Source organism: Brevundimonas sp. Br13, assembly GCF_055391505.1.
Map to the genome: position 1 here is coordinate 2,582,179 of NZ_AP044008.1, position 26,322 is coordinate 2,608,500.

21 protein-coding genes and 1 tRNA gene are annotated in these 26,322 nt (G+C 67.2%); 12 read left to right on the forward strand and 10 right to left on the reverse strand.

From position 1 onward, the window contains the following. Window positions 1–131: 131 nt before the first annotated feature. The 3 genes from ACZ5M6_RS12740 to ACZ5M6_RS12750 all read left to right on the forward strand — a co-directional run bounded on the left by ACZ5M6_RS12740 (window position 132) and on the right by ACZ5M6_RS12750 (window position 1,854). The gene (locus ACZ5M6_RS12740) at window positions 132–725 is read left to right on the forward strand and encodes a YfbR-like 5'-deoxynucleotidase (RefSeq protein ID WP_464160125.1); all 594 of its coding nucleotides are present in this window, start codon (window positions 132–134) and stop codon (window positions 723–725) included. A 4-nt stretch (window positions 726–729) separates the two neighbouring features. Then, the gene (locus tag ACZ5M6_RS12745) at window positions 730–1,677 is read left to right on the forward strand and encodes an NUDIX hydrolase (protein WP_464158794.1); all 948 of its coding nucleotides are present in this window, start codon (window positions 730–732) and stop codon (window positions 1,675–1,677) included. 87 nt (window positions 1,678–1,764) lie between these two features. Continuing rightward, window positions 1,765–1,854 (forward strand) — tRNA-Ser (locus ACZ5M6_RS12750). A 125-nt stretch (window positions 1,855–1,979) separates the two neighbouring features. Here ACZ5M6_RS12750 and ACZ5M6_RS12755 read toward each other — a convergent pair. The 8 genes from ACZ5M6_RS12755 to ACZ5M6_RS12790 form a co-directional block, all read right to left on the reverse strand. After that, the gene (locus ACZ5M6_RS12755) at window positions 1,980–3,806 is read right to left on the reverse strand and encodes a Ca2+-dependent phosphoinositide-specific phospholipase C (RefSeq protein WP_464158795.1); all 1,827 of its coding nucleotides are present in this window, start codon (window positions 3,804–3,806) and stop codon (window positions 1,980–1,982) included. 39 nt (window positions 3,807–3,845) lie between these two features. Beyond that, complete coding sequence (locus ACZ5M6_RS12760) at window positions 3,846–6,821, reverse strand: TonB-dependent receptor (protein ID WP_464158796.1); 2,976 nt, start codon at window positions 6,819–6,821, stop codon at window positions 3,846–3,848. 80 nt (window positions 6,822–6,901) lie between these two features. Beyond that, window positions 6,902–7,909, reverse strand: a complete 1,008-nt coding sequence (locus ACZ5M6_RS12765) for a FecR family protein (RefSeq protein WP_287104881.1) — start codon at window positions 7,907–7,909, stop codon at window positions 6,902–6,904. 84 nt (window positions 7,910–7,993) lie between these two features. Then, window positions 7,994–8,497: an RNA polymerase sigma factor gene (locus tag ACZ5M6_RS12770; protein WP_054766082.1), complete on the reverse strand. Its 504-nt coding sequence runs from the start codon at window positions 8,495–8,497 to the stop codon at window positions 7,994–7,996. A 166-nt stretch (window positions 8,498–8,663) separates the two neighbouring features. Next, entirely contained in the window at window positions 8,664–11,426 is a 2,763-nt protein-coding gene (locus ACZ5M6_RS12775) for a TonB-dependent receptor (RefSeq protein WP_464158797.1), read from the reverse strand. Window positions 11,427–11,605: 179 nt separating this feature from the next. Beyond that, on the reverse strand, window positions 11,606–12,235 hold the full coding sequence (locus ACZ5M6_RS12780) for a DUF1190 domain-containing protein (protein WP_224764384.1): 630 nt from the start codon (window positions 12,233–12,235) through the stop codon (window positions 11,606–11,608). 5 nt (window positions 12,236–12,240) lie between these two features. Further along, on the reverse strand, window positions 12,241–12,654 hold the full coding sequence (locus ACZ5M6_RS12785; RefSeq protein ID WP_287394734.1) for a DUF350 domain-containing protein: 414 nt from the start codon (window positions 12,652–12,654) through the stop codon (window positions 12,241–12,243). Window positions 12,655–12,681: 27 nt separating this feature from the next. Continuing rightward, window positions 12,682–13,329: a DUF2491 family protein gene (locus tag ACZ5M6_RS12790; RefSeq protein WP_182713480.1), complete on the reverse strand. Its 648-nt coding sequence runs from the start codon at window positions 13,327–13,329 to the stop codon at window positions 12,682–12,684. A 137-nt stretch (window positions 13,330–13,466) separates the two neighbouring features. Here ACZ5M6_RS12790 and ACZ5M6_RS12795 point away from each other — a divergent pair, with 137 nt between their 5' ends. The 4 genes from ACZ5M6_RS12795 (at window position 13,467) to ACZ5M6_RS12810 (ending at window position 16,759) form a co-directional block, all read left to right on the forward strand. After that, window positions 13,467–14,147 carry a YjfI family protein gene (locus ACZ5M6_RS12795; protein ID WP_182713481.1) on the forward strand — a complete coding sequence of 227 codons (681 nt, stop codon included), beginning with the start codon at window positions 13,467–13,469 and terminating at the stop codon, window positions 14,145–14,147. Between the two features lie 15 nt (window positions 14,148–14,162). After that, window positions 14,163–14,918, forward strand: coding sequence for a PspA/IM30 family protein (locus ACZ5M6_RS12800; protein WP_182713482.1), 756 nt, complete (start codon window positions 14,163–14,165; stop codon window positions 14,916–14,918). 3 nt (window positions 14,919–14,921) lie between these two features. Beyond that, window positions 14,922–16,088 (forward strand): glutathionylspermidine synthase family protein, encoded by a 1,167-nt coding sequence (locus ACZ5M6_RS12805; RefSeq protein WP_464158798.1) that lies wholly within the window; start codon window positions 14,922–14,924, stop codon window positions 16,086–16,088. A gap of 65 nt (window positions 16,089–16,153) precedes the next feature. Further along, window positions 16,154–16,759, forward strand: coding sequence for a biliverdin-producing heme oxygenase (locus ACZ5M6_RS12810; protein WP_464158799.1), 606 nt, complete (start codon window positions 16,154–16,156; stop codon window positions 16,757–16,759). Between the two features lie 21 nt (window positions 16,760–16,780). Here ACZ5M6_RS12810 and ACZ5M6_RS12815 read toward each other — a convergent pair whose 3' ends face one another. Both ACZ5M6_RS12815 and ACZ5M6_RS12820 read right to left on the reverse strand, forming a co-directional pair. Then, window positions 16,781–18,070 (reverse strand): PQQ-dependent sugar dehydrogenase, encoded by a 1,290-nt coding sequence (locus tag ACZ5M6_RS12815; protein ID WP_464158800.1) that lies wholly within the window; start codon window positions 18,068–18,070, stop codon window positions 16,781–16,783. Further along, window positions 18,067–18,504 (reverse strand): DUF2231 domain-containing protein, encoded by a 438-nt coding sequence (locus ACZ5M6_RS12820; RefSeq protein WP_464158801.1) that lies wholly within the window; start codon window positions 18,502–18,504, stop codon window positions 18,067–18,069. The genes ACZ5M6_RS12815 and ACZ5M6_RS12820 overlap by 4 nt, the downstream gene beginning before the upstream one ends. A gap of 252 nt (window positions 18,505–18,756) precedes the next feature. Here ACZ5M6_RS12820 and ACZ5M6_RS12825 point away from each other — a divergent pair, with 252 nt between their 5' ends. The 5 genes from ACZ5M6_RS12825 (at window position 18,757) to ACZ5M6_RS12845 (ending at window position 26,250) form a co-directional block, all read left to right on the forward strand. Beyond that, window positions 18,757–20,007, forward strand: coding sequence for a TetR/AcrR family transcriptional regulator (locus ACZ5M6_RS12825; protein ID WP_464158802.1), 1,251 nt, complete (start codon window positions 18,757–18,759; stop codon window positions 20,005–20,007). A 268-nt stretch (window positions 20,008–20,275) separates the two neighbouring features. Beyond that, window positions 20,276–22,501 carry a TonB-dependent receptor gene (locus ACZ5M6_RS12830; RefSeq protein WP_464158803.1) on the forward strand — a complete coding sequence of 742 codons (2,226 nt, stop codon included), beginning with the start codon at window positions 20,276–20,278 and terminating at the stop codon, window positions 22,499–22,501. A gap of 61 nt (window positions 22,502–22,562) precedes the next feature. Continuing rightward, the gene (locus ACZ5M6_RS12835; protein WP_464158804.1) at window positions 22,563–23,873 is read left to right on the forward strand and encodes a metallophosphoesterase family protein; all 1,311 of its coding nucleotides are present in this window, start codon (window positions 22,563–22,565) and stop codon (window positions 23,871–23,873) included. Beyond that, window positions 23,870–25,441 (forward strand): alkaline phosphatase D family protein, encoded by a 1,572-nt coding sequence (locus ACZ5M6_RS12840; protein WP_464158805.1) that lies wholly within the window; start codon window positions 23,870–23,872, stop codon window positions 25,439–25,441. The genes ACZ5M6_RS12835 and ACZ5M6_RS12840 overlap by 4 nt, the downstream gene beginning before the upstream one ends. Before the next feature lie 20 nt (window positions 25,442–25,461). Beyond that, window positions 25,462–26,250 carry an acid phosphatase gene (locus ACZ5M6_RS12845; protein WP_464158806.1) on the forward strand — a complete coding sequence of 263 codons (789 nt, stop codon included), beginning with the start codon at window positions 25,462–25,464 and terminating at the stop codon, window positions 26,248–26,250. Window positions 26,251–26,322 lie beyond the last annotated feature (72 nt).

Here is a 26,322-nt window from a genome sequence, read left to right on the forward strand (position 1 = left end):
AACAAGCGCCGACGGCCGGACGCCTTGATCCTGACGGCGCTTTGCGTCACCTGACCAGCCCACCAGCGAGCAGGATCGACGATTTGGCCGAGCGCCCCAAGAAAAAGACCGAAGTCCGCGCCTGGCAGCGCATGCTGTCGGGCCGACGCCTGGATTTGCTCGACCCCTCTCCTTTTGACATTGAGATCGAGGACATCGCCCACGGCCTGGCCCGGGTTGCGCGGTGGAACGGCCAGACCATCGGCGAGCACGCCTTTTCGGTGGCCCAGCACAGCGTCGTGGTCGAGGAGATCGCCGCCCACATCAAGCCGGGGCTCGATCCCAAATGGCGCCTCGCCGCTCTGCTGCACGACGCCTCCGAATATGTCATCGGCGACATGATCTCGCCGTTCAAGGCGGCCCTGGGATCCGGCTACAAGGACTTCGAGGCGCGGCTGGAAGCCGCCATCCACGTCCGCTACGGCCTGCCGCCCAAGACGCCCCAAACGATCAAGACCCTGATCAAGAAGGCGGACAAGGCCTGCGCCTATTTCGAGGCGACGCAGTTGGCGGGTTTCAGCGAGAGGGAATCGCTCGGCTTCTTCGGCGCGCCGCCGCCCGGATACAGCCTGACCATCGAGCCCCTGCCGGCCTCTCTCGCTCAGGCTCGCTATCTGGAGCGGTATCAGGTGCTGGCCAAGGCCGTGGGCCTTCTGCCCGCCGACGACGCCTGGCACACGGAATAGAGCTGTGACCGGGCCGACGGATCAGGGCGTGCGAATCGGTCTGTCGGCCGTCGTCATGACGCTGAAGGACCGTCGGGCCGTGGTCCTGACCACCCAGACCGAAGACGGCGTTCGCGCCCTGCCCTTCGGGCCTTTCGACCCGGCGCGGGACCGTACCTTTGAGCGAGCGCTGCGCGACTTCGTGACCGATCAGACGGGGTTCCGGCTCGGCTTCGTCGAACAGCTCTACACCTTCGGCGACGCGGGCCGCGCCTCGCCCCGCGCAGCGCCCGGCCCCGACCAGATGCGCGAGGTGTCGGTCGGCTATCTGGCCCTGACCTCGGAAGCCGCCGCTCCGCCGGCCCATGACGCCCAATGGACCCCCGTCTTCGACATCTTCCCCTGGGAGGATCGGCGTTGCGGCCGATCGACTCTGCATGGCTCGGTGATCGACGCCCTTCTTCGCTGGGCCGGGGCGGATGAACGACGCCTGGGCCGCGCCCGGGCCCTCTTCGCCCTGACGCCGGATCATCGCTGGAACGAGGAGCGCGTTCTGGAGCGCTATGAACTTCTTTATGAGGCGCGCCTGGTTGCGGAGGCTTGGCGCGACGCCCGACAGACGCCGCACGATCTCCCGCCCCTCCCCGGCGCCGTCATGGGCTCCGACCACCGGCGCATTCTCGCCACGGGCCTCGGTCGGCTGCGCAGCAAGCTGAAGTACCGGCCCGTCCTGTTCGACCTGACGCCTGAGTCCTTCACCCTTTCCGAGCTTCAGGCGTCCGCCGAGGCCGTCTCCGGCCTCACCCTGCACAAGCAGAACTTCCGCCGCGCTGTGGAGCGGGCAGGCCTGGTCGAGCCCACCGGCCGGATGTCGTCGGCCACGGGCGGCCGCCCCGCCGAGCTGTTTCGTTTCAAGGGCCTGGACCCGGAAACCGGCGCCGCGCCCGGCCTGTCGCTGCCGGCGCAAAGATAGGTTCGGATTTCTTTCACAGACAGCTTGCGGCGCCGCCGCTCTGCCATTAGAGAAGCCGCTCGCTCGACCAAGCGACTGATGCGCCGCGGAGAGGTGGCAGAGTGGTCGAATGTACCGCACTCGAAATGCGGCGTGCCTGGAAGGGTACCGTGGGTTCGAATCCCACCCTCTCCGCCATCATCCTGCTGTCCCGAGGCGAGGCGGGCCCCGCCTCACCGAACAGAAGAACTGCATTCGAACACTGCATGTTTCGGAGCCCTGCGCCCAGGGAGCCGCCGGTCTTTCGACCGGCGGGGCTGCCCCTATTGCGGCAGGCTGGCCCGCGCCAGCGCCGCCTGGACCTCGGCGCGCGCGGCCTCCATGTCGCGGCGGAAGACGTCCGAGCGTTGTTCCGCGCCGTAAATGACCATGCCCGACAATATGCCGGCCTCGACGGCGCTGTAGCTGTGAGAACCGCAGATGTAGCGGCTTTCGGCGAAAGCGCGTCCGCGGGCGTAGAGGGCGTCGGCGCGCTGGGGCGCCAGTTCCGCCAGGATCATGGCCACATGGGCGCCGTGGGCCGAATGGCCGGACGGATAGTCGGGATTGCCGGCTAGATGTTCGGTCTTGGCTTCGCAGATCGGCTGGTCCGTGCCGATGTACGGCCGCTTCGTGCCCCAGTGGGTCTTGGCGTCTCCGACCACGGACCGGTCCTCGCCGGCCCGATCCAGCAAGGCCGTCAGAACCGGCGCGGTCTCTGGCGTCAGCCGCACCCCCAGGGCCTCTGCGAAGTCGTCATAGATTTCGCCCGACACGTCCGAGGTCGCCAGCGCCCAACGCGGCGTGCCCTGCAGGGCGCGCGTCTCACGGAACACGCCCTGGTCGGCGACGGCGCGGGGCGAACCCGGTGGGGGCGGCGGAGCCAGCACCTGGGTCAGATCCGGTCGTTCCACCGGGGTCAGATAGCCCCGCTCCGTCCCTTCGTCGGTCAGCTCCACGGCGAGCCCGTCGCACCGTTTTTCGGTCCGCAACGGATTGCAGACGGCCGCCGCACCCCCGGTCAGTCGCACCTGATAGGCAGGGAAACGCGGATCCGCCGTCATATAGTCGGTAGACACATATTGCGCTCCGCTGGCGAAGGCGGCGCTGCGCATGGAGATGTCGCCCGTCCGCGCCTCCCGGGTGTCGGCGTCGGCGCGGGTGCGGACGATGAAGCCGGCGCGAACGGCGGCGCGAATGCGCGCCTGATCAGCTACCGGGTCGTTCAAGGTCAGATAGGCGGCGGCGGGCGAGGTCTCGTCGGTGTTGACGAAGAAGACCCGGCCCTCCAGCAAACGCCGCGCGCCGCGATAGGCGGCGACCTTCTCGGGGCCTTCGTCCAGGGCGAAGAAGACCTTGCCGCGCGCCGCCCCCAGCCGCGGCCAGCCTCCGGCCAGAACCCCTTCACGCAGGGTGGCTTGCCGCCCCTGGACAAGGTCGGGCGTGATCAGGTGATCTGCGTCGAACACCGACCGCACCTCGGCGTCCAGGGCGTCCCAGGCGGCGGCGTCGAAATCCAGCGGCGTCGTTCCGCCGGGCATGGCCGGGCCGCCCGTCTTGGCGTTCAGCATGATCAGAATGGGGGCATGGTCCGGATGAGCGCGCGACCAGTCGCGGATCTCCGTCAGACAGGCCACGAAGGTCAGGCAGGTGCTGCGGAAATCGACGTCGGGCATGTGCAGGGTCTTGAAGCCCGGCCGGGCCATGGCTTCCGCGAAGGCCGCGCTTACCGGCGCGCCCTGGCCCGGCCGTCCCAGGGCCGACAGGGGGTGGGCGTAGCGTCCGCCCTGCGGATCGTTCAGCACGTCGATCTCGATCTGGCGCGCCCCGGCGTCCAGCTGTTCCGTCAGGGGACGATGCGAATAGTCCAGAGCCACGGCGCCGGGATTGACGGCGATCATGGCCTGAAGTTCGGCGGCCGGGATCGGCAGCTTGTAGCTGTTGTGGGTGCCCACCGCCGTCAGATCGTTCATACCCAGATTGCGATCCATCCAGGCTTGGGCGCAGGGGTCGCCGCCGGCCGCGCGTAGATCGGCTGCGGTCAGGTCGCAGGCCGGCGCCGCGCCCGCCAGAGCGGAGCCGGCCATAAGGGCCGCTATCAGATTGAGCATCGAAAATCCTCGGAAGTCACAAGCAGAAGGGAAAAGGGATCACAGGGACCAACGCAGGCTGGCGGTCAGGCTGGGGCCGACGCGGCCCAGCTGGAGCAAGCGCCGCGTGTCGTATTCGTAGGCGAGGTCGGTCGTATCGGTCAGGTTGGAGGCGGCGACGACCAGGGTGCCGCCGGACCCGATCTCGAACGAGGCCTGAGCGTCCAGATAGCCGGCGGGACCGACGGTGAAGTCGGCCACCCCTCCCCCCTGCATGTCCGCCTCGGACCGGAAGGCGGAGCGCCACGACCAGGACAGGCCGATCGCGACCGGCCCCCGTTCGAAGAAGGGATTGATCGAATAGGCCAGGCGCGACACTCCGGCCAGACTGCGTCCGCCCGGTCCGTGGCCGTCGGTGAAGGTCCCGCTGGCCCACAGGCCGAAGCCGGAGGGAAGCCGCCGGTGGAGCCCCACCTCCACGCCCCGGCTGATCGCGCGCCCCAGATTGGCCGGCCGCGACATCATCACCTCGGCCCGCACCAGGGGACCGGCGCGGGTCTCGAACACCAGCATCTCGGGCGCCTCCACCAGGCCGATGAAGTCGTCGATGCTTTTGTGGAAGACGGCGAGGCTGAGCGCGCCCTGCGGAAAGCTCCACTCATACGAGGCGTCGAGATTGGTCGACATATAGGGGCTGAGATCCGGGTTACCGCCGACCCCGGTGAAGATCGAGCCGGGCGACGGCGCGTCGATCTCCGCCTGCCCGCGCTCGTAGATGTTGGAGACCAGGGAGCTGGCGGGCACCGTCGCCAGACGCAGGTCCGCCAGCGAGGGCCGCGTCATTGTCCGCGACGCCGCGAGCCGGAGCCGGCGGCCCTGATCAAGATCGAAGGCGATGTTGAAACTGGGCAGCAGGGCGGTGTCGGTCCCGACCTTGGAGACCGGACGAATGGCGCCGCCGCCGCTTTCTCCGGCGTTCAGAAACGCGCCCTCCACCGCCGTGCGCGTCGTCACTAGGCGAAGCCCCAGGTTCCCGGAAAAGGGCGCGCCTGCGGCGGCTCCGTCGAAGTCCATTCGCGCATAAAGGGCGCCGACACGCTCCCCGACCCGATAGGAATTCTGCAGATCCGCCCCGGTGGGGACCAAGGCGTCCGGCCCGATCCCCAGGACGTCGCTCTCCCCTGCGATGTGAAAGGCCTGCTGAAACCGGTCGAAATCGGCGGCGGTCCAGGATCCCGGATGCCGATCGATCAGGGAATCGAACACGTCGTCGGCCACGCGAAATCCGAGAAACTCGGGGGTGACCACGGCGCCCGGCCGAAGCGCGGCCTCACGGTCGCGTCTCTGGTAATCGCGGGACCGATCGCTGATCTGGGCGCCGAAGGCGATTTCGGTCAGGACCGTCCTGCCCAGATCGACGGACACGGGACGCCGCAGATCGAGGAGGCCCGTCAGGTCCTCGTCGACGGATTCGATGGCGCGCACGCCCAAACGCTTGAAGGCGAAGCCGGCCGGGTCGGTCAGGTCCAGATCGGTCGCAAGCAGAGCCGCCTGCCGGCCGCTCGCCGCCCCGTTGACGTCGAACGCATAGGCGGGGGCCTGTAACGAACGGAAGGAGATCCTCTCCAGCGGCGTATCCAGCTTTGATCGTGCGCGGGACAGGCTGAAACGCGGCGTCAGGCTCCAATCGCCCAGCACCACATCCGCCCTGCCCGACACCACGATGTTCAGATGCGCCTGGGCGGAGAACTCCGTGTTGTTGTCGATCACGCCCGCCCGGATCGAGCCGGCCGTGACCACGCCGTCCGTGACCGTGGCCGTGGCGCCGGGCGTCTCCAGAAGGGCGCCGACCCCATAGGCGATCCGGTCCTCGCGAATGGTGTTGTCGAAGGTGGAGACGAGGCTGTCGAACCGCAGCCTGAGCGAAGGGGAGGCCCGCCACTCTCCACCTAGGAAGAGGCTACGCCTCAGCCGATCCTCGTGCTCGACCGTCGTCCTCACATCGCTGGGGGCGACCGCCGGCTGCCCCTCGACGACGACCGGCGTATAGCGTCCCACCTGAAAACGGTCGTAGAGGACCGACCGCCCCTCCTGGGACAGGCCGCCGACCAAACCCCATGCGCCGCCTTCGGACACGAACCGGCCCGCGAGGGAGACGTCTGTTTCCGGCCGGCCCGTTCGCGCCTCGACGGAGGCGCCCGCCCTGAGGCTCAGGAAGGGATCGCCGTCCAGGCCGCCGATCGTCTCGATGTCGATGTTGGAGCCGATCCCGCCCTCGATCAGATCGGGCGTCGCCGACTTGGTGAGCTGAGCCCCCGCCAGGAGATCGGCCGACAGGGCGCGGAAGCGGAACTGCCGACCGCTCTGGGTCGAGTTGCGGATGTTCTCGTTGAAGGCGACCGGCGCTCCGTTCAGGGTCACCGACTGGAACAGCGGCCCCAGCCCCCGAACGCTGACGAACTGCCCCTCGCCCACCTCGCGTTCGATGGCCACGCCGGGGACCCGCTGCAAGGCCTCGGCCAGATTCGCGGCCGGAAGTTCGCCGATCCGGGTCGCGGACGCGCTGTCCAGGATGACGTCCGCCGCCGCCTTGCGTCGCAAGGATTCCTCGATCTGCTCCGACAGCCGCCCCACGACCGTGATCGACTCCAGCTCTGCGGCGGGAATGGGCGGGATCTCGGCGGGCTTTTGAGCCTCCATCCAGACCCGCAGCCCCCGGTCGCCGATGAAACGGTGCCGCAAGCCGGTGCCTTGGAGCATCTGGTCTGCCGCAGCGCGCCAGGACATTTGCCCGCGAACCGCTCGCGTGCGCCGCGCCTCGCCCATGGGCGTCAGAAAGGCCAGGTCACAGCCCGCCGAAACACAGAGCTGCACCAAGGCGCGACGCGCGTCCTGGGCGGGGATGTCGAAAACCTGCGCGCGATCCTGCGCCCGGGCGGCCGGGGCCCAGCCGCCGAGGGCGACGATCGCCAGAGCGGCGGCGGCGACGCCTCCCCGTAGCGCATCGAACGGCGTCGATCGTGCGGGCGGTTTCAAGCGAACGGCGCCTTGAGCCAGGGTAGCGAACAACGAAGACGCAACGCTTAGCGCGCTTGCGTGACAGCTCTGCGATAGACCTATTCGGGGCGGATCAGGACCCGGCCGTCCTCGCCGCGTTCGATCGAGATCGGCAACAGGGCGTCCAGCCGGTCGATCAGTTTCGCCTCGTCCGTCAGGGGCAAAACCGCCGTCACGCGCATCTCGGCGAGGGCGGGGTCGGCGATCACCAGGGGCGCGCCTGCGTAGCGCCCGGCCTCTTCGACCACGACCGACAGGGGCGCATCGTGGAAGACCAGTCTGCGCTCGCGCCAGGCGGTGGCCGCCTCGACGTCGATCCGACGAAGACTGACGCGGTTGACGCCCCGTTTGAAGACGGCCTGCTGCCCCGGAGCCAGGGCGACGGCGCGCTCCAGCGCGCGGGCGCGGCCGACGTCGGTCCGCCCGATGGCGACCCGTCCCTCCAGCAACGACACCTCCGCCTGGTCGTTTCTCAACGCCGCCGCGAACCGCGTCCCTGTCACGATGACGTAGCGATCCTCGACCGCGACCTGGAAGGGTCGTTCGGCATTGTGGGCGACGTCGAAATAGGCCGCGCCCTGCATCAGGGTTAGGCGGCGGGCGTCGCGGCCATAGGCGACCTGGATCCGCGTGCCGGAATCCAGGGTGACGCGCGATCCGTCTTCCAGCGTCACATCCGTGATCTCGCCCGGCGCGCTGGCATAAAGACGACCGGTCGCGACGGCGGGCTCCTGCCCCGCGCCGGGCAGGACAAGAGCGACGGCGACCACCGCCGCCACCGCGCCTGTGGCCAGCCCGCCGGCGATCAGCAGACGTCTCTGGGACACGACAGTCCGTCGTCCCCGCAGACGCGCCAGATCGGGCGCAAAGACATCGCCCAACGGCGAGAGTTCCGCCAGACCGCTCTTCGCAGCCTCGTACTGGTCCAGATGAGCGTCGTCCGCCTCCAGCCATTCGAGGAAGGCCGCCTGGTCGCGCGCGGAGACGTCCGGCCGTCGCATGCGCGCCAGCCAGGATTCGGCGGTCAGCGGCCGACGATCAAACAGGGATGTCAGGCGCTGGATCATGCGCAAACAGAACGCTCCGGGACGCGGCGGGCGGATGGGGCGCCGACGCCTTCAAGACTCACAACGACAGTTTCGCCAAACCCCTCAGCCATCTCGTGAAATCTTCAGCTGACGGAGGGCTTCGGCAATGTGTTTTTCGACCATGCTGACCGACACGCCCAGACGTTTGGCGATCTGGGCGTAGGTCTGGTCCTCGAACCGGTGCAATAGAAAGGCGTCGCGGGTTCGCGGCGGCAGGGCGCGGATGACGCGGGCGGCCGCAGCCAGATTCTCCCTGCCGATCAGCTGCTGGTCGGCGGCAGGCGCCTCGCTGGCCACGGCGCGCGGCGAGGCGTCGAGGGCGTGGATGTCGTCCGTGCCGCGAACCCCCGTCCGACCGGCGGCCTTCCAACGATCCGCCTGAAGGTTTCGGGCGATGACGAACAACAGGGGGCGGGCGTCCGGCCCCGTCAGATCGTGGCCCGCGCGGTGGAAACGCGTGAAGGCTTCCTGCGCCACGTCCTCCGCGTCCTCGGCCGACAGGCCCCGGCGCTGCACATAGGCCATGAGATCGCGCCGCAGGCCGGCGAAGACCTGATCAAGCGACATGGTCGCCCCGCCCACCTGGACACTCAGACGCGACTAAGCGAAGACGCCCCCTCCTCGCGGAAGGGGCGTCGCGCCGGCCTCTGTCCCGGCGGGTTGGGCCGGGGAAGGCGAAGGACGACGTCGGTCGCCCCCCGCTTTCGACATGAGGTTCGCTTGTGGGAATGGATCAGAACTCCATCCGCAGGCCGAAGTTTATCCGGCGTCCCGACTTTTCGTACATGGTCGGGAAGGAGGGATCCATCGTGTAGCCCTTGGTCGCCTCGTCCGTGACGTTGATGCCTTCCAGGTTGAGCTGAAGGCTCTCGGTCACGCGGTAGCTGGCCGACAGATCGACCTGACCATAGCCCTCGCGCGTGATCGGGTACATTTCATAGCCGATCGCTTCGACATACTCGTCCTTATAGTTATAGGAGGCGCGCGCCTGAAGCTTATCGTTCTCATAGAACAGGGTGACGTTGTAGGTGTTGTCGGCCAGACCGATAGGCGGCGTCGGGATCCCGAGGGTCGAGGAGCCGGTCAGGGAGCTGTCCAGCACCGTGTAGTTGGCGTTGATCCCGAAGCCTTCCAGCGGCGAGAAGAACTGGCCGAAGGGCACCACGGCGACCAGTTCCACGCCGCTGACCTTATATGAACCAGATTCATTGATCGGCTGATAGACGTCGAAGGTGTAGACGCCGTCGACCGTACCGTTGGCGTTGTACTTGGTGACGTTCGGCACCGTGCCCGTCAGGGCCTGACGCACCACGCCCTCGATCTCCTTCCAGAAGTAGGAGACCGCCAGCAGGCCGCCGTCGCCCAGATATTGTTCCAGGCCGGCTTCCCACTGTTTGGCGTAGGTCGGCTTCAGATTGGGGTTGCCGTCGGTGAAGCGGAACGAGTTCCAGCTGGCCGTGCGCTTGTAGGCCAGGTCGGTCAGGGCCGGGCGGATCAGGGTCTCGGACCCGGCTGCGCGGAAGATCAGGCTGTCCGTCAGGTCGGCCGTGATGTTCAGGCTGGGGAGGACCTTGTCGTAGCTGCCGTCGCTGGACACGGGCTCCGGGGTGTAGCCCGTCGAGCCGTTCGGATTTTGGATCTGGTGATAACCGGCCGAGGTGATCGAGGTGTCGACATAGCGCGCGCCGCCGTTCACGGCGACCGGCACGGGGCCGATGTCGAAATTCAGGTCGGCCATGGCGTAGAGGGCCAGAACCTCTTCCGTCACCTCATAATAGTCGCCGACGTTGAACGGGGTGTAGAAGCCGTCGTAGCGGAAGGTGCGACGCGCGTAGTCGTTCGACACCTGGCTCCAGGTCAAGTCGCGGATGCTGAAGTCGCCGCCGGGGACCAGATCGCCGATGGGGGTCAGTTCGCTCTGCGCCAGGGTGCGGGTATTCAGCCAGGCGGTGCTGCCCGCGCTCGGCCCCTGGATGTTCAGCGAACCGTACTGCCGCTCCTTGGACTTGTCCGTATAGCGGGCGCCGAACTGGACGCTGGTCAGGGCCGGGAAGAAGTCCAGGTCAAGATATTTGGTGAAGTCGACCTGGGCGGCGTACTTGTCGTCGCTGATCTCTTCGTAGGTGGTCTCATAGGCCTCGAAGAGATAGCGCGAGGGCGAGTTGTACATGTCGATCGAGGCCGGGTTGGCGCTCTTGATCGTCTCGCCGCCCTCAGCCGTCCAGCGCGTCCGCGACGGTGCATAGGCGACGTGCTTCAGGTTGGAGTTGTCCAGAGTCTTTTCAGCGCCGGAATAGCCGGCAATGGCGTGCAGTTTCCAGCTGTCGCCGCTCCAGTTCAGCTCGGTTCCGAACTGCTGGTAGTCGGTGTGGTTGATCCGCTCCTTGCTGAGAAATTCGTGCTGGGTGGCGGTGTAGGAGACGTCGCGCAGCACCACCATGCCGTAGTCGGCCAGTGTGGTCTTGTCGAACTCGTGGATGGTCTCCAGGGTCGAGCGGCTGGAGGCCGAATAGGCGGCCGCATCATACTCGTCCTCGGTGGTGTCGTAGCCGCCCACCATGGCGTCGAACGCCAGGCTGAAGTTGGACGAGGGACGATATTGCAGCGCGACCGTGCCGCCCCACTGGTCCTGGGTATTCAGATAGGCGCGGTCGCCGACCTTGTCCTGGAAGATGATCCGGTTGGTCACGCTGGTGTCGGCGCGGTTCGGCACCGAGACGCCGGCGTCGCGCAGAAGAACCGCGGCCGCCTGCGTGCCGCGCGCGCCGGTGGACGTCGCCAGAAAGCGCGTCATCGGCCGGAAGTTGATGCCCGATTCCGAGTCGGTGCGATTGGTGCGGCGGGCCGTCGAGAAGGACACCAGCGCGCCGAAGTCGCCCCAGGTGTCGCTGGCCAGGAAGGCGATCTTGGGATCGATCTCTTCGGAGATGGAGTTGTAGGCCCCCTCGACCGAACCGACCAGCCGGCGACCGGCGTAGTCGAACGGACGGGCGGTCGAGATGTTGACCGAGCCGGCGATGCCGCCCTCTTCGTCGGCGGCGCGGGGCGACTTCTGCACCGTCACCTGCTGGATGATTTCCGAGGCGAAGATGTCAAACTCGACGTCCCGGCCGCCGCTGCCCGAGGCGGTGGCCAGGCCGTTGATGCTGACGAAGGTGAACTCGCTGGGCAGGCCGCGCACGTTGACGCGCTGGCCCAGGCCCTTGTTGCGTTCGATGGTGACGCCCGGGATGCGCTGCAGCGCCTCGGCCAGGTTCTGTTCGGGGAAGTTGGCGACGTCGGTGGCGACGATGGAGTCCGAGAAGCCGACCGTCTTGCGCTTGATGTCGACCGCCTCTTCAAGGCTGCGGCGATAGGAGCCGGTGACGACGATCTCGTCCAGAGTGGCTGTGGCCTGGCTCGCGACGGCGGCCGGTTCGGCGGTCTGCGCCAAGGCGACGAACGGCGTTGCAGCGACCACGGCGAAGGCCGTCGTGCCCAGAATTCGGTTCTTCATGTGAGTAGCCCCCAGTGAGTTCTAGGCGCTTCAACGACGGGCTCTCAGGCCCCCTCAATGTGTGACAGGCCTTTTCATTCAAACTTCACGGCCCTGTCGCGTTCGACCTTCTCACACAAGCAAAACGGCCCGCAGGCGCAACCTGCGGGCCGTCGTCCGATTCTGGCGAAGGGACGAGTTCAGCCGCCGAAACTGCGCCCCCCGCCGCCGAAGCCGCCGCGCGAGACGACCGTGGTCCGGCTCTGTACCCGCGTCGGCGCCTGCTTCACGACATCTCCGTTGTCGCGCGTCGTCACCATCCGACCGGTCCGGTAGTCGCGATAGGCATAGCCGCCGCCGTATCCGTTCACATAGCGGTCCTCGCGATCCCGATACAGCGGACCCCCGCCATAGTATCGCCCGCCGTCCAGCATCTGGCCGATGACGAAGCCGGCCAGCAGCGGGGTGAAGAAGGATCCCCCGCCCTGATTGTTCGGCTGGCACTGCGATGGGCCCCATTGGCCCTCGCACTCCTCGCGCGTGGCGTAGCGTGGAGCAGTCCGCGCCGCATCCTCCTGCGCCTTGGCCAGGGCAGCGTCGCACTGGGCGTCGGGTATGACGTCGGCGGTCCGACACTCATCCAGCGAGGCATAGACCAGCGCCGGCTCGGCCTCGGCCCGCGGGGCTGGAACGTCCGGAGAATCGCAGGCCGCCAGCGTAAAGCCGGCCGTGGCCATCAGGCTTCCGATGTGCAGGACACGCGACCGCTTCAGCCGTCGCATCGTCCTTGTCTGGGGCAGATCGCCCGATCCATTGTTGTGGTCGGTCATGGCGGTCACGAGGTCATGCAGGCGGCGTTTAGCAGGCCGACACAGATCGAGATGGAGGCCAGATAGACAGCCGCCGCGATCTCGCCCGCCTCGATCCGTGCCACCAGATTGCGGAAGGCCAGGCGGCTGATGGTGACGAAGACCACGATCTGGATCACCCCGGCCAGCAGGGCCCAGGCGGCGAACTCGGCCAGGCTGACCGTATGGGACAGGGCCGAGGCCAGCGGCAGGACATAGCCGATCAGGGCGCCACCCAACGCAATGGCGGCGGCCGTATTGCCCTGCCGGATCAGCGTATGCTCGTGGTACGGCGTGACCCACTGGTAGACCAGCTTGAACGCCAGGGTGAAGCCGCCCGCCACGGCGAAGGCGATCAGGAAGGCGATCGCCCCCTGCTGAAACAGGAACCAGTCGAACATTCGGTCTTCCCCTCTTTAAACACGCCCTCAGGCGCGGAATTCGGCCATTTCCAGCGGAATGCCGATCATGATCTCGTGCGTCGTCTCGCCGCCCTCGGGCTGCTGCTCCAGGGCGATCATCAGTTCGCGCCCGCCCGCCAGTTCGCGTGTATAAAGCATGCAGGTCTGGAAGATCTTGGCGTAGGGCTTCGTCGCGGCGCGGTCGTCCCAGATGGTCTCCCACAGGGTGACCGGCGGCTGGATCGCGTCGCTCTCGGAGAACCAGAACCGCGGATAGTCGGGCAGGTCCTCGGCCGCCCCGTGGAAGACCGGCGCCGACAGCCGGTCGCGCCAGACCCGCCGTTCCCGCTCTCCCGGCGGATAGGCCGAGGTCCAGGGCACAAACAGACTGAAGTCATAGTTCTCCAGCCCCGCCTCGTCGTCGCTCATGGCCTGAAGCATGACGTGGTCGTCGGTGTAGAAGCGATGGACGAACTGGCCGCTTTCCAGGCTGATCAGCCCCTGGGCCGAGATGTCGAGCACGTCGCGGTCCAGGGCGAAACGGGTCTCTTCGCCCAGCCGCCGCCAGGCCAACGGGTCCAGCGACACGGTTCGACCCACGGTGATGTTGCGCACCGCCGCCAGCTTCGACGCGGGCTCAGCCTTGTTCGACGATCCGAAGAGTTTCTTGAACATGGCGACTATCTAGGCCCCATGGACGCCAAGGGCGAGCCTCGGACGCAAGAGCGACGGAACGAAGCGGTTCATACGCGCAACTTCAGCCCGATCTTGCATCATGTCAAGCGTTCATGTTACACGTTTCATGTAACGCCATGCCCAACCGCGCCCCGCACTCTTCCGCCGCCAACGACCGCATTCGCGCGTGGCGACAGGCGCGCCGGGAAGCGGGCCTCGTCAAGCTGGAGCTCTGGGTGCCGGAGGCCGCGCGCGACGACGTCAAGGCCGCCGTCCGCGCCATCGTCACGGACTCCACCCGCGGCCCGGAGCTTGCCGGGCGCCGCCGGATCCCCACTTCTGACCCCATCACCCCTGGAGACGACCACCCTATGGACGCCGTGATCGAAACCCCCTGGACCGTGCCCGCCATCAAGGCGGCGCTGGACCAGTCCCCCCTGGTGCGCGAGGGCGAAATGACCCTGCGCGTGCTGGAGGGGGCGGACCCCGTACTGCTGGCCACCATGCATGAATACGGCGACCTGCCGGTCTATCTCAGCGTCGGGGGCGCCCAGATCGTCTGCTCGGTCCTGCTGTGGCCGGTGTCGGAACAGACCGATCGCCATGCCTTCAACGAGTTTCTCCTGAAGGCCCAGCGGGTGGTGCCCCTGTCGAACTTCGCCATCACCAACGTCGGCGGCGAAGACGTGTATGAGTTGATGGGCGAACTGTCGTGCAAGACGACGCTCCAGACCATACTGATCGAACTGCGCACCCTGGCCGAGAATGCGATCGACGCCACCGAACTGCGCGAAACCTTCGGCGCCGACGCCGCCTGATCCGGAAGCCAGACCATGTCCATGCTCAGAAAACTCTCCGCCCTGTTCCGCGGCACGGCCCATGACGCGGCCCAGGGCGTCGTCGACGCCAACGCCCTGAAGATCCTCGATCAGGAAATCCGCGACGCCGACAACGCCCAGGGCAAGGCGCGCGACGACCTGGCCGGCCTGGTGGCGCGCCGCCGCATGGCCGAAAACGAGATGGCCAGCTTCCGCGACCAGATCGCCAAGTACGAAAGCTCGGCCCGCACCGCCCTGGCTCAGGGGAAGACCGATCTGGCCCGCGAGGTCGCCGCCCGCATCGCCGAGCTGGAGGTCGAGATAAACAGCCGCGGCCCGTTGATCGAGGACATGAAGACGGCAGAGACGCGTCTGCGCACGGCCATCGCCGCCACCGACCAGAAGATCGAGACGCTCCGTCGCGAGATCGACATCGTCAAGGTCAATGACTCAGTCCAGCGAGCCCAGACCTCGGTCGCCCTGAACTCGGCCGGCGCCCATTCGCGCATCGGCTCGGCGGCGGACAGCCTGCAACGGATCAAGCAGCGCCAGGCCATCCAGGAAGAAAAGCTGAACGCCAGCCAGGCCCTGGAAGATCGCCGCACCGGCGCCGATCTGGACGCCAAGCTGCGCGAGGCCGGCATCCTGCCCGGTCATTCGTCGGCCGACGACGTTTTGGCCCGCCTCAGCCAGCCGGAAGTGACGGTAGTCACGCCCCGCATCGGCCAATCCACCCCCGGCGTGGCCACGCCCGACAAGGACCCGGCCTGATCCATGGAGCGTCTGCGCTTCGATCCCCGCCCCGACTGGGAAGCCACGGCCGAGCGCCTGGGCTTCACCTGGCGCCACATCAACGGTGAGATCTACTGGGACGAGACGGCGGCCTACGCCTTCTCCATGGAGGAGGTCGAGGACGGGATCGAGGCGCCGACCGCCGAACTGCACGGCCTCTGCCTGGAGCTGGTGAAGGAGGCCGTCCAGTCCGAGCGGCTGATGGAGCAGCTGGATATCCCCGAACCCATGCGGGACTATGTGGCCGCCAGCTGGACGCGCGGGGATCCGTCCCTCTACGGCCGCTTCGACTTCGCCTACGACGGCCGGGGTCCGGCCAAGCTGTACGAATACAACGCCGACACCCCGACGAGCGTCTACGAGACGGCCGCCTTCCAGTGGCTGTGGCTGGAGGATCAGATCCGGGCCGGCGTCCTGCCCGCCGACGCCGACCAGTTCAACAGCCTGCACGAAAAACTGGTCGCCCGCTTCCGCGCCATCTTCCCGAACGGCGGCTTCGTCCATTTCTCGTCGGACGCCGACTTCGTGGAGGATCGTCAGACGGTCCGCTTCCTGGAAGACCTGGCCCAGCAGGCCGGGCTTGAGCCCCAGTTCGTCGCCATCGACCAGATCGGCCTGAACGCCGACGGCCGTTTCGTCGACCATGAGAACTGGATCATCCAGGCTATGTTCAAGCTGTATCCGTGGGAGCAGATGCTGCGCGACGACTACGCCGCCCCCCTGCCGACCGCCGATGTCCGGGTGCTTGAACCCGCCTGGAAGAGCATTCTGTCCAACAAGGCCATCCTGCCCTTGTTGTGGGAACGCCACAAAGGCCATCCCAATCTGCTGGAGGCCTATTTCGAGGGCGATCCGGCGCAGGCTGCTCTCGGGGACTCCTACGTCCGCAAGCCGCTGTTTTCCCGCGAGGGCGCCAATGTCGAACTGATCGACCAGGGCGTCAGCGCGGAAGCGGTCGTGGACGGCGGCTACGGCCAGGGCCGTTTCATCCGTCAGGCCCTGCACGACACGCCCCGGTTCGACGACGCCCACGTCATCGTCGGCTCCTGGGTCGTCGGCGACGAACCGGCGGGCATGAGCCTGCGCGAGGACGCGGGCCGGATCACCCGCGACACCTCACGCTTTGTCCCGCACTTCATCCGTGACTGAGGCTCAACCGGAAACAGCGATCGGCTCGCACCACTCTCAGACCCACGCCTGGATGGCAGCTGCTGATGATCGAAGCTGAAACAAGCCGAGCCAAACGACTGAAGGCGGCGACGCAAGGCGTGCATCAGGGCCTGGACGACGCCGTCATGGCCGCTCGCCCCTTCGAAAGTCGCGCGCGATATGCGGAGTTCCTGCGAATTCAGCAACTGTTCCATCGCGACGTGGCGGCCCTCTATCAGAACGAGGCTCTGACGGCCCTGATCCCGGATCTGGCCGCGCGGCGAAGGTATGACGCGGTGATCGCAGACCTTACCGACCTGGAGGCCGAACCCGGCGTCGAGTCTGACAGCCCCGTGTTTGACGATCAGATCGCCGACATTCCCGCGGCGCTGGGCTGGCTCTATGTGGCGGAGGGATCGAACCTGGGCGCGGCGTTCTTGCTGAAGGCTGCGGCCGGCCTGGGCTTGTCAGAGGCGTTCGGCGCCCGGCATCTGGCCGCCTCTCCGGACGGTCGCGCCAACCACTGGCGCAGCTTCACCGCCGCCCTGGACGCGGCGGAGATGACGCAGGCTCAAGAGGATCGGGCAACGGCCGGCGCCACAGCCGCCTTCGCCCGCGTGCGCGCCCTGGTGGAGGCGCACCTCGGACCGGATCAGTCGGCGGCGGCCTGAACCCCGCCGACCGTCTCCGCCTTATTGCGGCGCGACCCGCCAGACGGTGTTCGACAGATCGTCGGCGATCAGCAGGATGCGACGTTGAGGGTCGAAGGTGACGCCGACCGGCCGTCCCCTCGCCTTGCCGTCCTTGATGAAGCCCGTAGCGAAATCGACGGGCTGTCCCGCCGGACGACCGGCGTTGAACGGCACCCAGCTCACCTTATAGCCGGACAGGTCCTGGCGGTTCCAACTGCCGTGCTCGCCGATGAAGGCGCCCTGGCTGAAGGCGCCGCCGAAACCACCGTTGGTGGCGAAGCTCAGGCCAAGGGCCGCGACATGGGAGCCCAGGGCGTAGTCGGGCTTGACCGCCTCGGCCACCTTGTCCGGCCGCTGCGGATGGGCGCGCGGATCGACGTTCTGCCCCCAATAGCTGTAGGGCCAGCCGTAGAAGGCGCCGGGCCGCACCGAGGTCAAATAGTCGGGAGCCAGTTGCGGGCCCAATTCGTCGCGCTCATTGACCACGGCCCAGAGAGCGCTGGTGGTCGGCTCAATCGCCAGGGCCGTCGGATTGCGGATGCCGCTGGCGAGGATGCGGTGGGTGCCGGTCTGCCGGTCGATCGCCCAGACCACGGCGCGGTCCTGCTCCACCGCCATGCCGCGCTCGCCGACATTGCTGTTGGATCCGATGCCAACGTAAAGGGTCTGGCCGTCGGCGCTGGAGGTCAGTGACTTGGTCCAGTGGTGGTTGATGGCCGAGGGAAGCTCGGTCAGGACCGCGCCGGGCGCTGTGATCCGCGTCTGTCCAGGCTCATGGGGAAAGCGCAGCAAGGCGCCCTGCTCGGCGACGTAGAGGGCGCCGTCGACGAAGGCCAGGCCATAGGGCGCATCCAGATTGTCGATGAAGGTCGTGCGCAGTTCGGCCTGTCCGTCTCCGTCGGCGTCGCGCAGCAGGGTGATCCGATCCCCGCCCTTCACGCTGCTCTTGCCCTTGGCCTTGATGAGGCCGGCGATGACGTCCTTGGGACGCAGCTTGGGCGCATGGCCGCCGGACCCTTCCGCCACCAGAATGTCCCCGTTCGGCAGAACAAGAATCTGGCGCGGAATCTTCAGGTCAGTCGCCAGGGGCGTGATGGCGAAGCCGGCGGGAACGGCGGGCCGCTCGCCGTTCCAGCCCACGGGCTCGGCGATCTTCATCGGTGGAACCAGGGTCTGGTTCTGGGCCGGCAGATCGGGATTGGGACCGGTCTGTCTGAGGTTGGGATCGCTGCGACTGCAAGCCGTCAGGGCCAGGAGCACGGCGGTCGCGCCGAGAAGGTGTCTGATCATCGTGCAATCCCCCGAACCGGCGCGGCGCTATAGGCGAACCACCCTGCGACAAGGACGAAGAGGGTGGACAGGATGGACAGGGTCAGACCCAGGGCCCCGACCGAGCTCCATGCGTCCTGGCTGTGCTTGAAGGCGTTGATCAGGCCGCAAAGCCAAGCCAAGGCCAGGGCGACCACATAGATCAGGGTCGCCAGCCGCTGAGGGGTGCGCCAGGCCAGGACCAGCTGGACGATCGCCCACAGTCCTGCGACGCCGCCGAACACCAGGGCGCCGACGATCAGCCAGGCCGAAAAATTCGACCACTGCATCTCAGCGGTCCGCAGATAGGCGATGTCGCTGATCAGGGCCGAGGTGAACAGGGCGATCGGAAAACACAACAGTATGGCGTGGAGTGGATTGTGGGCGGGGCGCTCCGACCCTGTGGCGGCGATCATCGACTTTCAATCTCCTCGTCCGGCCTTCGTCTGTCCGAGCCCAATCCTCCATTGCGGGATTTGGTTTCATCAGATCATCGGGGGAGCGCGGGCCTTGGCGGAAATGCTGTCGCCGGCGCCATCATCTCCGCTACACAATCCGAGATTAAGCCGCGCTCGGTCCGCGACGCTTCGTCGCTGAAGACAGGGCCGTCTTCCCCGAACCTCGCGCCGCGCACTCGACAGCTCATCATCGAGACTTCATTGAAACCTATGTCTCAAGTCCAAGCGCCCAGCCGGGCCGCCGACGCCCTTCAGATCATCAAGGCCGCCATCGCCCAGGCGGCGGCCAACGGGCTCGACAGCCTGACGATGCGGGACCTCGCCCACGCCGTCGGCAAGAGCACGACGGTCATCGTCAACCTCTTCGGATCGAAGGCCGGGCTGATCCAGGCGGTGGGAGAAGAGGCGCTACGGCAGGACACGGCCTTTCACACCGCCTTCTTCGCCCCCGTCGTCGGCCTGCCGCCCAGCCGAGACGCTCTGCTGGCCTTGTTGCGGCACTATCTGCGCCTGCGCGCTTCCGAAAGCGCCGGTTTCGCGCGGATCTGGGAGGCGCTGTTGATCGACGGAGACGCCTGCGCCGAGCGTCGCGATCTCATTCGGCGCTGGACCGCGATGCGGGAAACGGCGTGGGCCGACTATCTGGCGGCTGATCCCCGGTTGGTCGACTTCGCCTCCATCATCGTGGCCTGGACCACGATGGAGCAGTTCTACGCCGGAGCCCTGGGCGAACGCGCAGACTATGAGGTGATCGCGTCCGAAGGTCTCGGCGGCCTCGTCGATCGCGCCTTCGGCGAGACCGAAAGGCCGGCGGCGGCGACCCTCTGGCACAGGGAAACCCTGATCATACCTCAGGCGCCGGCGGCCGGACTGGAACCGGACTCGATGAAGCTTAAGCTTCTGCATATCGCGGCGGATCAGATACTGGAGCGGGGTCTGGGGGCCCTGACCAACCGGTCCGTCAGCGCCGTGGCGGGAACATCGACCTCAACCATCGCCTATCACTGGCCCGACATGCGCCGCTTCGTCCTGGACGCGGTCTGGCACAGCGTCTTCCGCGACATGCCGCTGTATCTGGCCGGTCAGCGTCCGGAAGGCGACCCGGCGTCGGCGGACCTGGAGCGTTGGGCGCGGCTGATGGCGCCGACAGTCGCCATCGCACCACAGTCAGAGGGCTTCTACGTGCGATACGCCAGGCTGATCGCGGGCGTGTGCATGGAGGCGCGGCGCGACCCCGCGCTGCGTGACCTGGCCATGTTGCTGCGCGGTCCCGAAGGCGGAGGCACCTATTACAATCAGGCCGGCGTCTGGCCCGCCGACTTCGATCTCAATCGGCTGGCGGCGACGCGGTTCGCCCTCTGGATCAAGGCCGCCGCCCTGACCGCTCGGGCGAGCGGAGCGCCCCTCGATGAGGCGGCGCTCAAGGCGGCCGCAACCCGGTTGGTTGCAAGCCGGGCGTGACAGAACACACGTTATCGTCGTGCATGCCCAGCCCTAGCCGCGGCTGACAAGAACAGTTCTAACAAGCTTCATAAAAGCATTGCGCGCGCAATCTAATGCCGCATCGTTGTCGAACATCTGTTTTTCCACGCGACGATGCGGCCGGACTTCTCCCCAGGGTCAGGGCCCGCTTCGATCAGGAGGCGACCAAACGGCTGTTCGACGACCTTCAGCAACACATCGACACGCGAGGGTGGGGGCCCCGCGCGTCGCCCGATGGATGGTCAACATGCAACGTCTTCTTCTCGGCGCCTCGGTCGCCGTCCTCACGGCGGCGGCCCTGCCCGCCTCCGCCCAAACCCAAACCGCCTCTCAAACGGCCTCGGTCGATGACGTCATCGTCACGGCCCAGCGTCGCTCCGAATCGTCGCAGAAGGTCGCCCTGGCCCTGACCGTGGTGTCCGGCGAAACGCTGGACGACCGCAACATCCAGACCGTGAACGATCTGGAAAACACCGTGCCCAGCCTGGAGGTCGACAGCCAGCTGGGCGGCGGCCAGCCCCAGTTCCGCATCCGCGGCGTCGGCCTGACCGACTACGCCGCCAACAACACCTCGACCGTCGGCATCTATGTGGACGAAGTCGCCTATCCCTACGGCGTGATGACCCAAGGGCTGCTGTACGACATCGCCCGCATCGAGGTGCTGCGCGGCCCGCAGGGCACGCTTTACGGCCGCAACACGACGGGCGGCGCGGTCAGCGTCATCACCAACGCCCCGACCGATCACGTCGCCGCAGGTCTGAACCTGAGCTACGGCAGCTATGACGCGGCCAAGATGGAAGCCTATGTCTCCGGCCCCGTCGTCGACACCCTGACCGCCCGCCTTTCGGTCGCGGCTGAATCGGGCGGGGCGTGGCAGTACAATCGCGACACCGGCGAGAGCCTGGGCGACAAGGACACCAAGGCCGCGCGCCTGCGCCTGACCTGGCGTCCCTCGGCCCAGACCGACGTCGATCTGAACCTGCACTACAGCCGCGACGAGTCCGACGGGCGGGGCCTGCGTCTGATCACCACCCCCTTCACCGCCGGCGGCGGGCGGGTCTATCCGATCGACACCGATCACCGCATCACCGGCTGGGGCATCTCGCCCTATTTCGCCCAGTTGATCGGCGCCTCGCCCAACGCCAAGCCCTTCCGGGACAATGAGGGCAAGGGCGTCAGCCTGCGGCTGAACCAGGATCTGAACTGGGCAACCCTGACCGCCATCGCCAGCTATGAGACCTTCGACCGCCAGGAGTTCAACGACTGGGACGCCACCGCGTCGAACGAGGCGGGCACCTTCTTCTTCAACGACATCGACACCTCGTCCCAGGAGGTCCGCCTGGCCTCGCCGGCCGGCGGTCGGATCCAATGGCTGGCCGGCGTTTATCACGCCAATGAATCCGTGGACGGCGGCTTCTATTCGGACTTCTCCGAAGCCAAGAGCCTGGCCTTCTGGATGAGCACCACCTACGGCCAGAAGGTCGAGACCACCGGCGTATTCGGCAATGTGGACTATCGCCTGACCGACCGCCTGACCCTGGTCGGCGGCCTGCGCTATGAGGATGAAACCCGCGAACTGAACAACTTCAAGACCGAGGTCCTGGCCCCCACCCCGTCCGTCCGGGCCACCACCTCCAAGTCGCAAGAGATGGGCGAGTGGACCGGCAAACTGGGCGTCGAATACACCCTTAGCGACGACATACTGACCTACGCCAATGTTTCGCGTGGCGTGAAGTCGGGCGGTTTCACCACTTACAACAGCGGCCTGCCGGACCAGTTGGAACCCTTCAAGCTCGAGGAGCTGATCGCCTATGAGACCGGGCTGAAGTCCAGCTTCTTCCAGCGCAAGCTTCAGTTCAACGCCGCCGCCTTCTACTACGACTATCGCGATCAGCAGCTGCAGGGCATCCTCTACACCCGCACGGGCCGCGTGGGCCGTATGATCAACGTGCCCAAGTCCCACATCCAGGGCGCAGAGATCGAGGCCGTCTGGCGTCCCCTCCCCAATCTGACCGTCACCCAGGCCCTCGCCTACAAGTACGGGGAGTATGACGAGTTCTTCTTCGTCAACAGCGCCGCGACGGAGGCGGCGCGCGACAAGGTGACGGGCGAGTACAACACCATCGTCTACAGCGACCGCGCAGGCGAACGTCTGCCCTTCCCCAAATGGGACTACAAGGGTTCGATCGCCTATGACTGGCGGATGGGCGACTGGGGCGTCGAAGCCCAGACCAACTACGCCTTCCGTGACGAGAAGTTCAGCACCTCGGCCAACTCGATCATCGACTCCTTCTGGCTGGTCAACGCCGGCCTGACGGTGCGGCCGATGGACGGGAACTACGCCCTGGGCGTCTATGTGAACAATCTGACGGACGACTATTCCGAGGAGTCGCGCAATCGCTTCATCTCGGCCTCGACCGGTTCGCCGAACCCGCCCCGCACCTGGGGCGTGCGCCTGAGCTATCGGTACTGACGCCTTGCGGGCTTCGGTCGGTCGGCCGAAGCCCGCCCTTCTTCGTTGGGAGAGACACGCCTTGCAATTCCCCTGGACACGTCTGCGCGGGACCGCCGCCGCCCTCGCCGCCTTGACCGCCTTGACCGCCGGAGCCGTCATGGCCGAACCGGCGCCGCAGCGGTTCACCATCGCCGTCATTCCCGACACTCAGAACTACGTCGACTTCACCCATCAGCGTGCGGAGGGCTTCGCCTTCGACGCCCGCGACCTGATGGATCAGCAGCTTCAATTCATCGCTGACAACTCTGTGTCGCGCGGCGGCGACATCGTCTTCGCGACCGCCGTGGGCGATGTCTGGCAGCACCCGATCATCGCAATTGACCCGGACCACGCGGCCCGGGGCTTCCGCCCTCGCCCTGCGCCGTCAGGCGCGGGGGTCGCGGCCTGGGCGGACGGCGTGCGGAATGTCGAAATCCCGGCGGCCATCGCGGCCTACGACCGGATCGACGGCGTCCTGCCCTTCTCTGTCGTGTCAGGCAACCACGACTATGACGGCCAATGGTGGGACGAGCAGTGGCCCCAGGATCTGACGGCGCCGCCGGGCGACCTGCGTCGTCTGGGCATGATCCACATCGGCGGCCTGACCGCCTTCACCCAGGCCTTCGGCGCGACCTCGAAATATTTCAAGGACCGGCCCTGGTATGTGGCCTCTCATGACGACGGCGCCGACAGCGCCCAGGTCTTCGAGGCGGGCGACTATCGCTTCCTGCACATCGGCCTGCAGATGGCGCCGTCCGACGCCAGCCTGAAATGGGCGGAGACGGTCATCCACGCCCACGCCGGCCTGCCGACCCTGATCACCACCCACGACTTCATCGACAAGACCGGCCAGCGCCGCGCCCATCCGGTGGTCGATCTGAACGCCCTCGATCCCTTCGACAACAGCGCCCAGGGCGTGTGGGACAAGCTGATCAGCCGCAATCCGCAGATCTTCATGGTGCTGAGCGGCCATCATAACGGCCAGGCCTTCCGTACCGACCTGAATCGACAGGGCGGCGCCGTCTATCAGCTTCTGTCCGACTATCAGGACCGCAATCAGACGGCGCTCGACACCGGGCTGGCGCCGGGCCGCGCGCCGGGGATCGGCGACGGCTGGCTGCGGCTGATGATCTTCGACATGGGCGGCGATGTCCCGACCGTGCGAGTCCGCACCTATTCGACCTATTATGGGGTCTATGCGTCCGACCAGGCCGAATACGCCCGTCGCTACAAGCCCAATGAACAGCCCCAGATGACCGACGAAGCCTTTGTCGCCGCCGACGACTTCGTCATCCGCCTGGAAGATTTCCGCACCCGCTTCGGCCCCGGCGCCGACGAGGCCGGGCGATGATCGGCCTGAACGATCCACTGTCGCGCCGCGCCCTGATCGGGGGGCTGGTCGCCGCGCCGGTCGTCCTCCGGTTCGGCCGGGCCCAGGCGGGCGCCGCCGATCTGTTCCCCCTGGGCGTCGCCAGCGGCGACCCTTGGCCGGACGGCTTCGTTCTGTGGACCCGCCTGGCCGCCGATCCCATAGCGCCGGACGGCAGGGGCGGTCTCGGCGAGCCGATGGAGGTTCTTTGGGAGGTCGCCGCCGACGAAGGTTTCAACCGCATCGTCGCTGCTGGCCGAACCACGGCCCAGCCCGCCGAGGCCCATTCGGTCCATGTCGAAGTCCAGGGCCTGCTTCCCGGCCGCCCCTATTGGTACCGTTTCACCGCCGCCGGTCAGCGCAGCCCCGTCGGTCTGGCGCGCACGGCGCCGGCGCCCCACGCCGAGGTGGACCGGCTGAAACTGGCCGTGGCCTCCTGTTCGAACTGGGAGGTCGGCTATTTCAGCGCCTATGGCCATATGGCCGACGAGGCGCCGGACCTGACCCTGTTCCTCGGCGACTATATCTATGAATACACCCGCACCGGCGCGCGGGCGGCCAATGTGGTGCGACACTACGGCTTTGAGGACGCCACCACCCTGGCCGGCTATCGCAACCGCTACGCCCTGCACCGCACCGATCCGGACCTTCAACGTCTTCACGCCGCCGCTCCCTGTCTGGTGACCTGGGACGACCATGAGGTGCTCAACAACTATTCCGGCGTCTGGCCCGACGAGGGCGGGCGGCCCGACGACTTTCTGCGCCGCCGCGCCGCCGGCTATCAGGCCTTCTATGAAGCTATGCCGATCCGCCGCACGCGGCTGGACCGCCGGCTTCAGATGCCCATTCACAAGCGCGTCCGCTACGGCCGTTTGGCCGAGTTCTTCATGCTGGACGGACGCCAGTATCGGTCGCGCGGGGCCTGCGTCGACGAAGGCGGGGCCAAGGGGCAGATCGTCCCCGACAGCCTCTGCCTGGACCGCGCCGACCCGTCACGCACCTTCCTGGGTTTCGAACAGGAACGCTGGCTGTACGACGGTCTGGCGGGCGGCGACGCGCGCTGGACCATCCTGGGCCAGGACCTTGTCATGGCCGGGCTGCGGTTCGAAAACCCCAATGGCGAGACCCGCTACTGGACCGACACCTGGGACGGCTTCCCCGCCGCCCGCGACCGCATGACCCAGGCCCTGCATCAGCTGAAGCCGCGCAATCCCGTGGTTCTGTCCGGCGACTATCACTCCTTCTGGACCAATGACGTCCTGCTGGACAGCCGCGACGAGACCTCGCCGGTGGTGGCGACCGAGTTTGTGGGCACCTCCATCACCTCCGGCGGCCCGCCCTATGAGGGGCTGATGGCGGCCATGCCGGCCAATCCGCACATCCGCTTCTTCGAAAGCCGCGTGCGCGGCTATATGGCGATGGACGTCACCCCGGAGCGGATGATCACCCGCTATCAGGCGATCAGCGACGTGCGCGATCCCAAGGCGTCGATCTCCACCCTGAATCGCTGGGTCGTCGAGGATGGCCGCCCCGGGGCCCAACCGGCCTGATCCCGTCCAGAGTTGATTTCATGATTCGAATCCTGTCCCTGCGCGGCCGCGCCGTCGTGGCGGCCCTGGCGCTCGCCCCGTTGATCGTGCTGGCCGGATGCGCCTCCAGCCCCTCTCCCGCCCCGACCTTCTGGACCGGCTTCCGCGATCACCCGAAGGGCTATCTGACCGCAGGCGCGGCCCCTGACGCCTCCCGTTTCCTGCCGCCCCCGCCGGAGGCCGGGTCGCTGCGCGATCAGGATGACGTCGACCGGTACCGCGCCACCCGCGCCTTGAAGGACACGCCCCGCTGGGATCAGGCCCGCGCCGACAATGAGATCGAGACGCCGACCGCGCCTCGGGTCTTTGACGAGGCGCTCGGCATTCGGTTCGAGCCCGCGCGCATGCCGACCCTGACCCGGCTCCTGGGCCGGATGCTGGGGGACCTTGAGATCGTCCAGACCCCCGCCAAACGCGGCTTCTTCCGCCCACGTCCCTTCGTCGCGGAACCGGCCGAAACCTGTTTCCCGCCCGAGCCCTGGCTGGCGAACAGCGGCTCCTACCCCTCCGGCCACGCCGCCCTGGGCTGGGCCTGGGCCCTGGTCCTGGCCGAAATGGCGCCGGACCGCGCCGACGCCGTCCTGGCCCGCGGCCTGGCCTATGGCGACAGCCGAATGATCTGCGGCGTCCACTACGCCAGCGACGTCGAGGCCGGCCGCCTGGTCGGCGCCGCCCTGGTCGCCGCCCTGAAGGCGAATCCCGCCTTCCAGGCCGACTTCAGCATAGCCCGCGATGAACTGGAGACGGCGCGTCTAGAAGCGGCGCGTTGACGGACTGGACGCAGGCGAACAGCTCCGGGGCGAGCTTCCGTTTCACTCATGCTTCCAAGGAGGTGGCGGAGA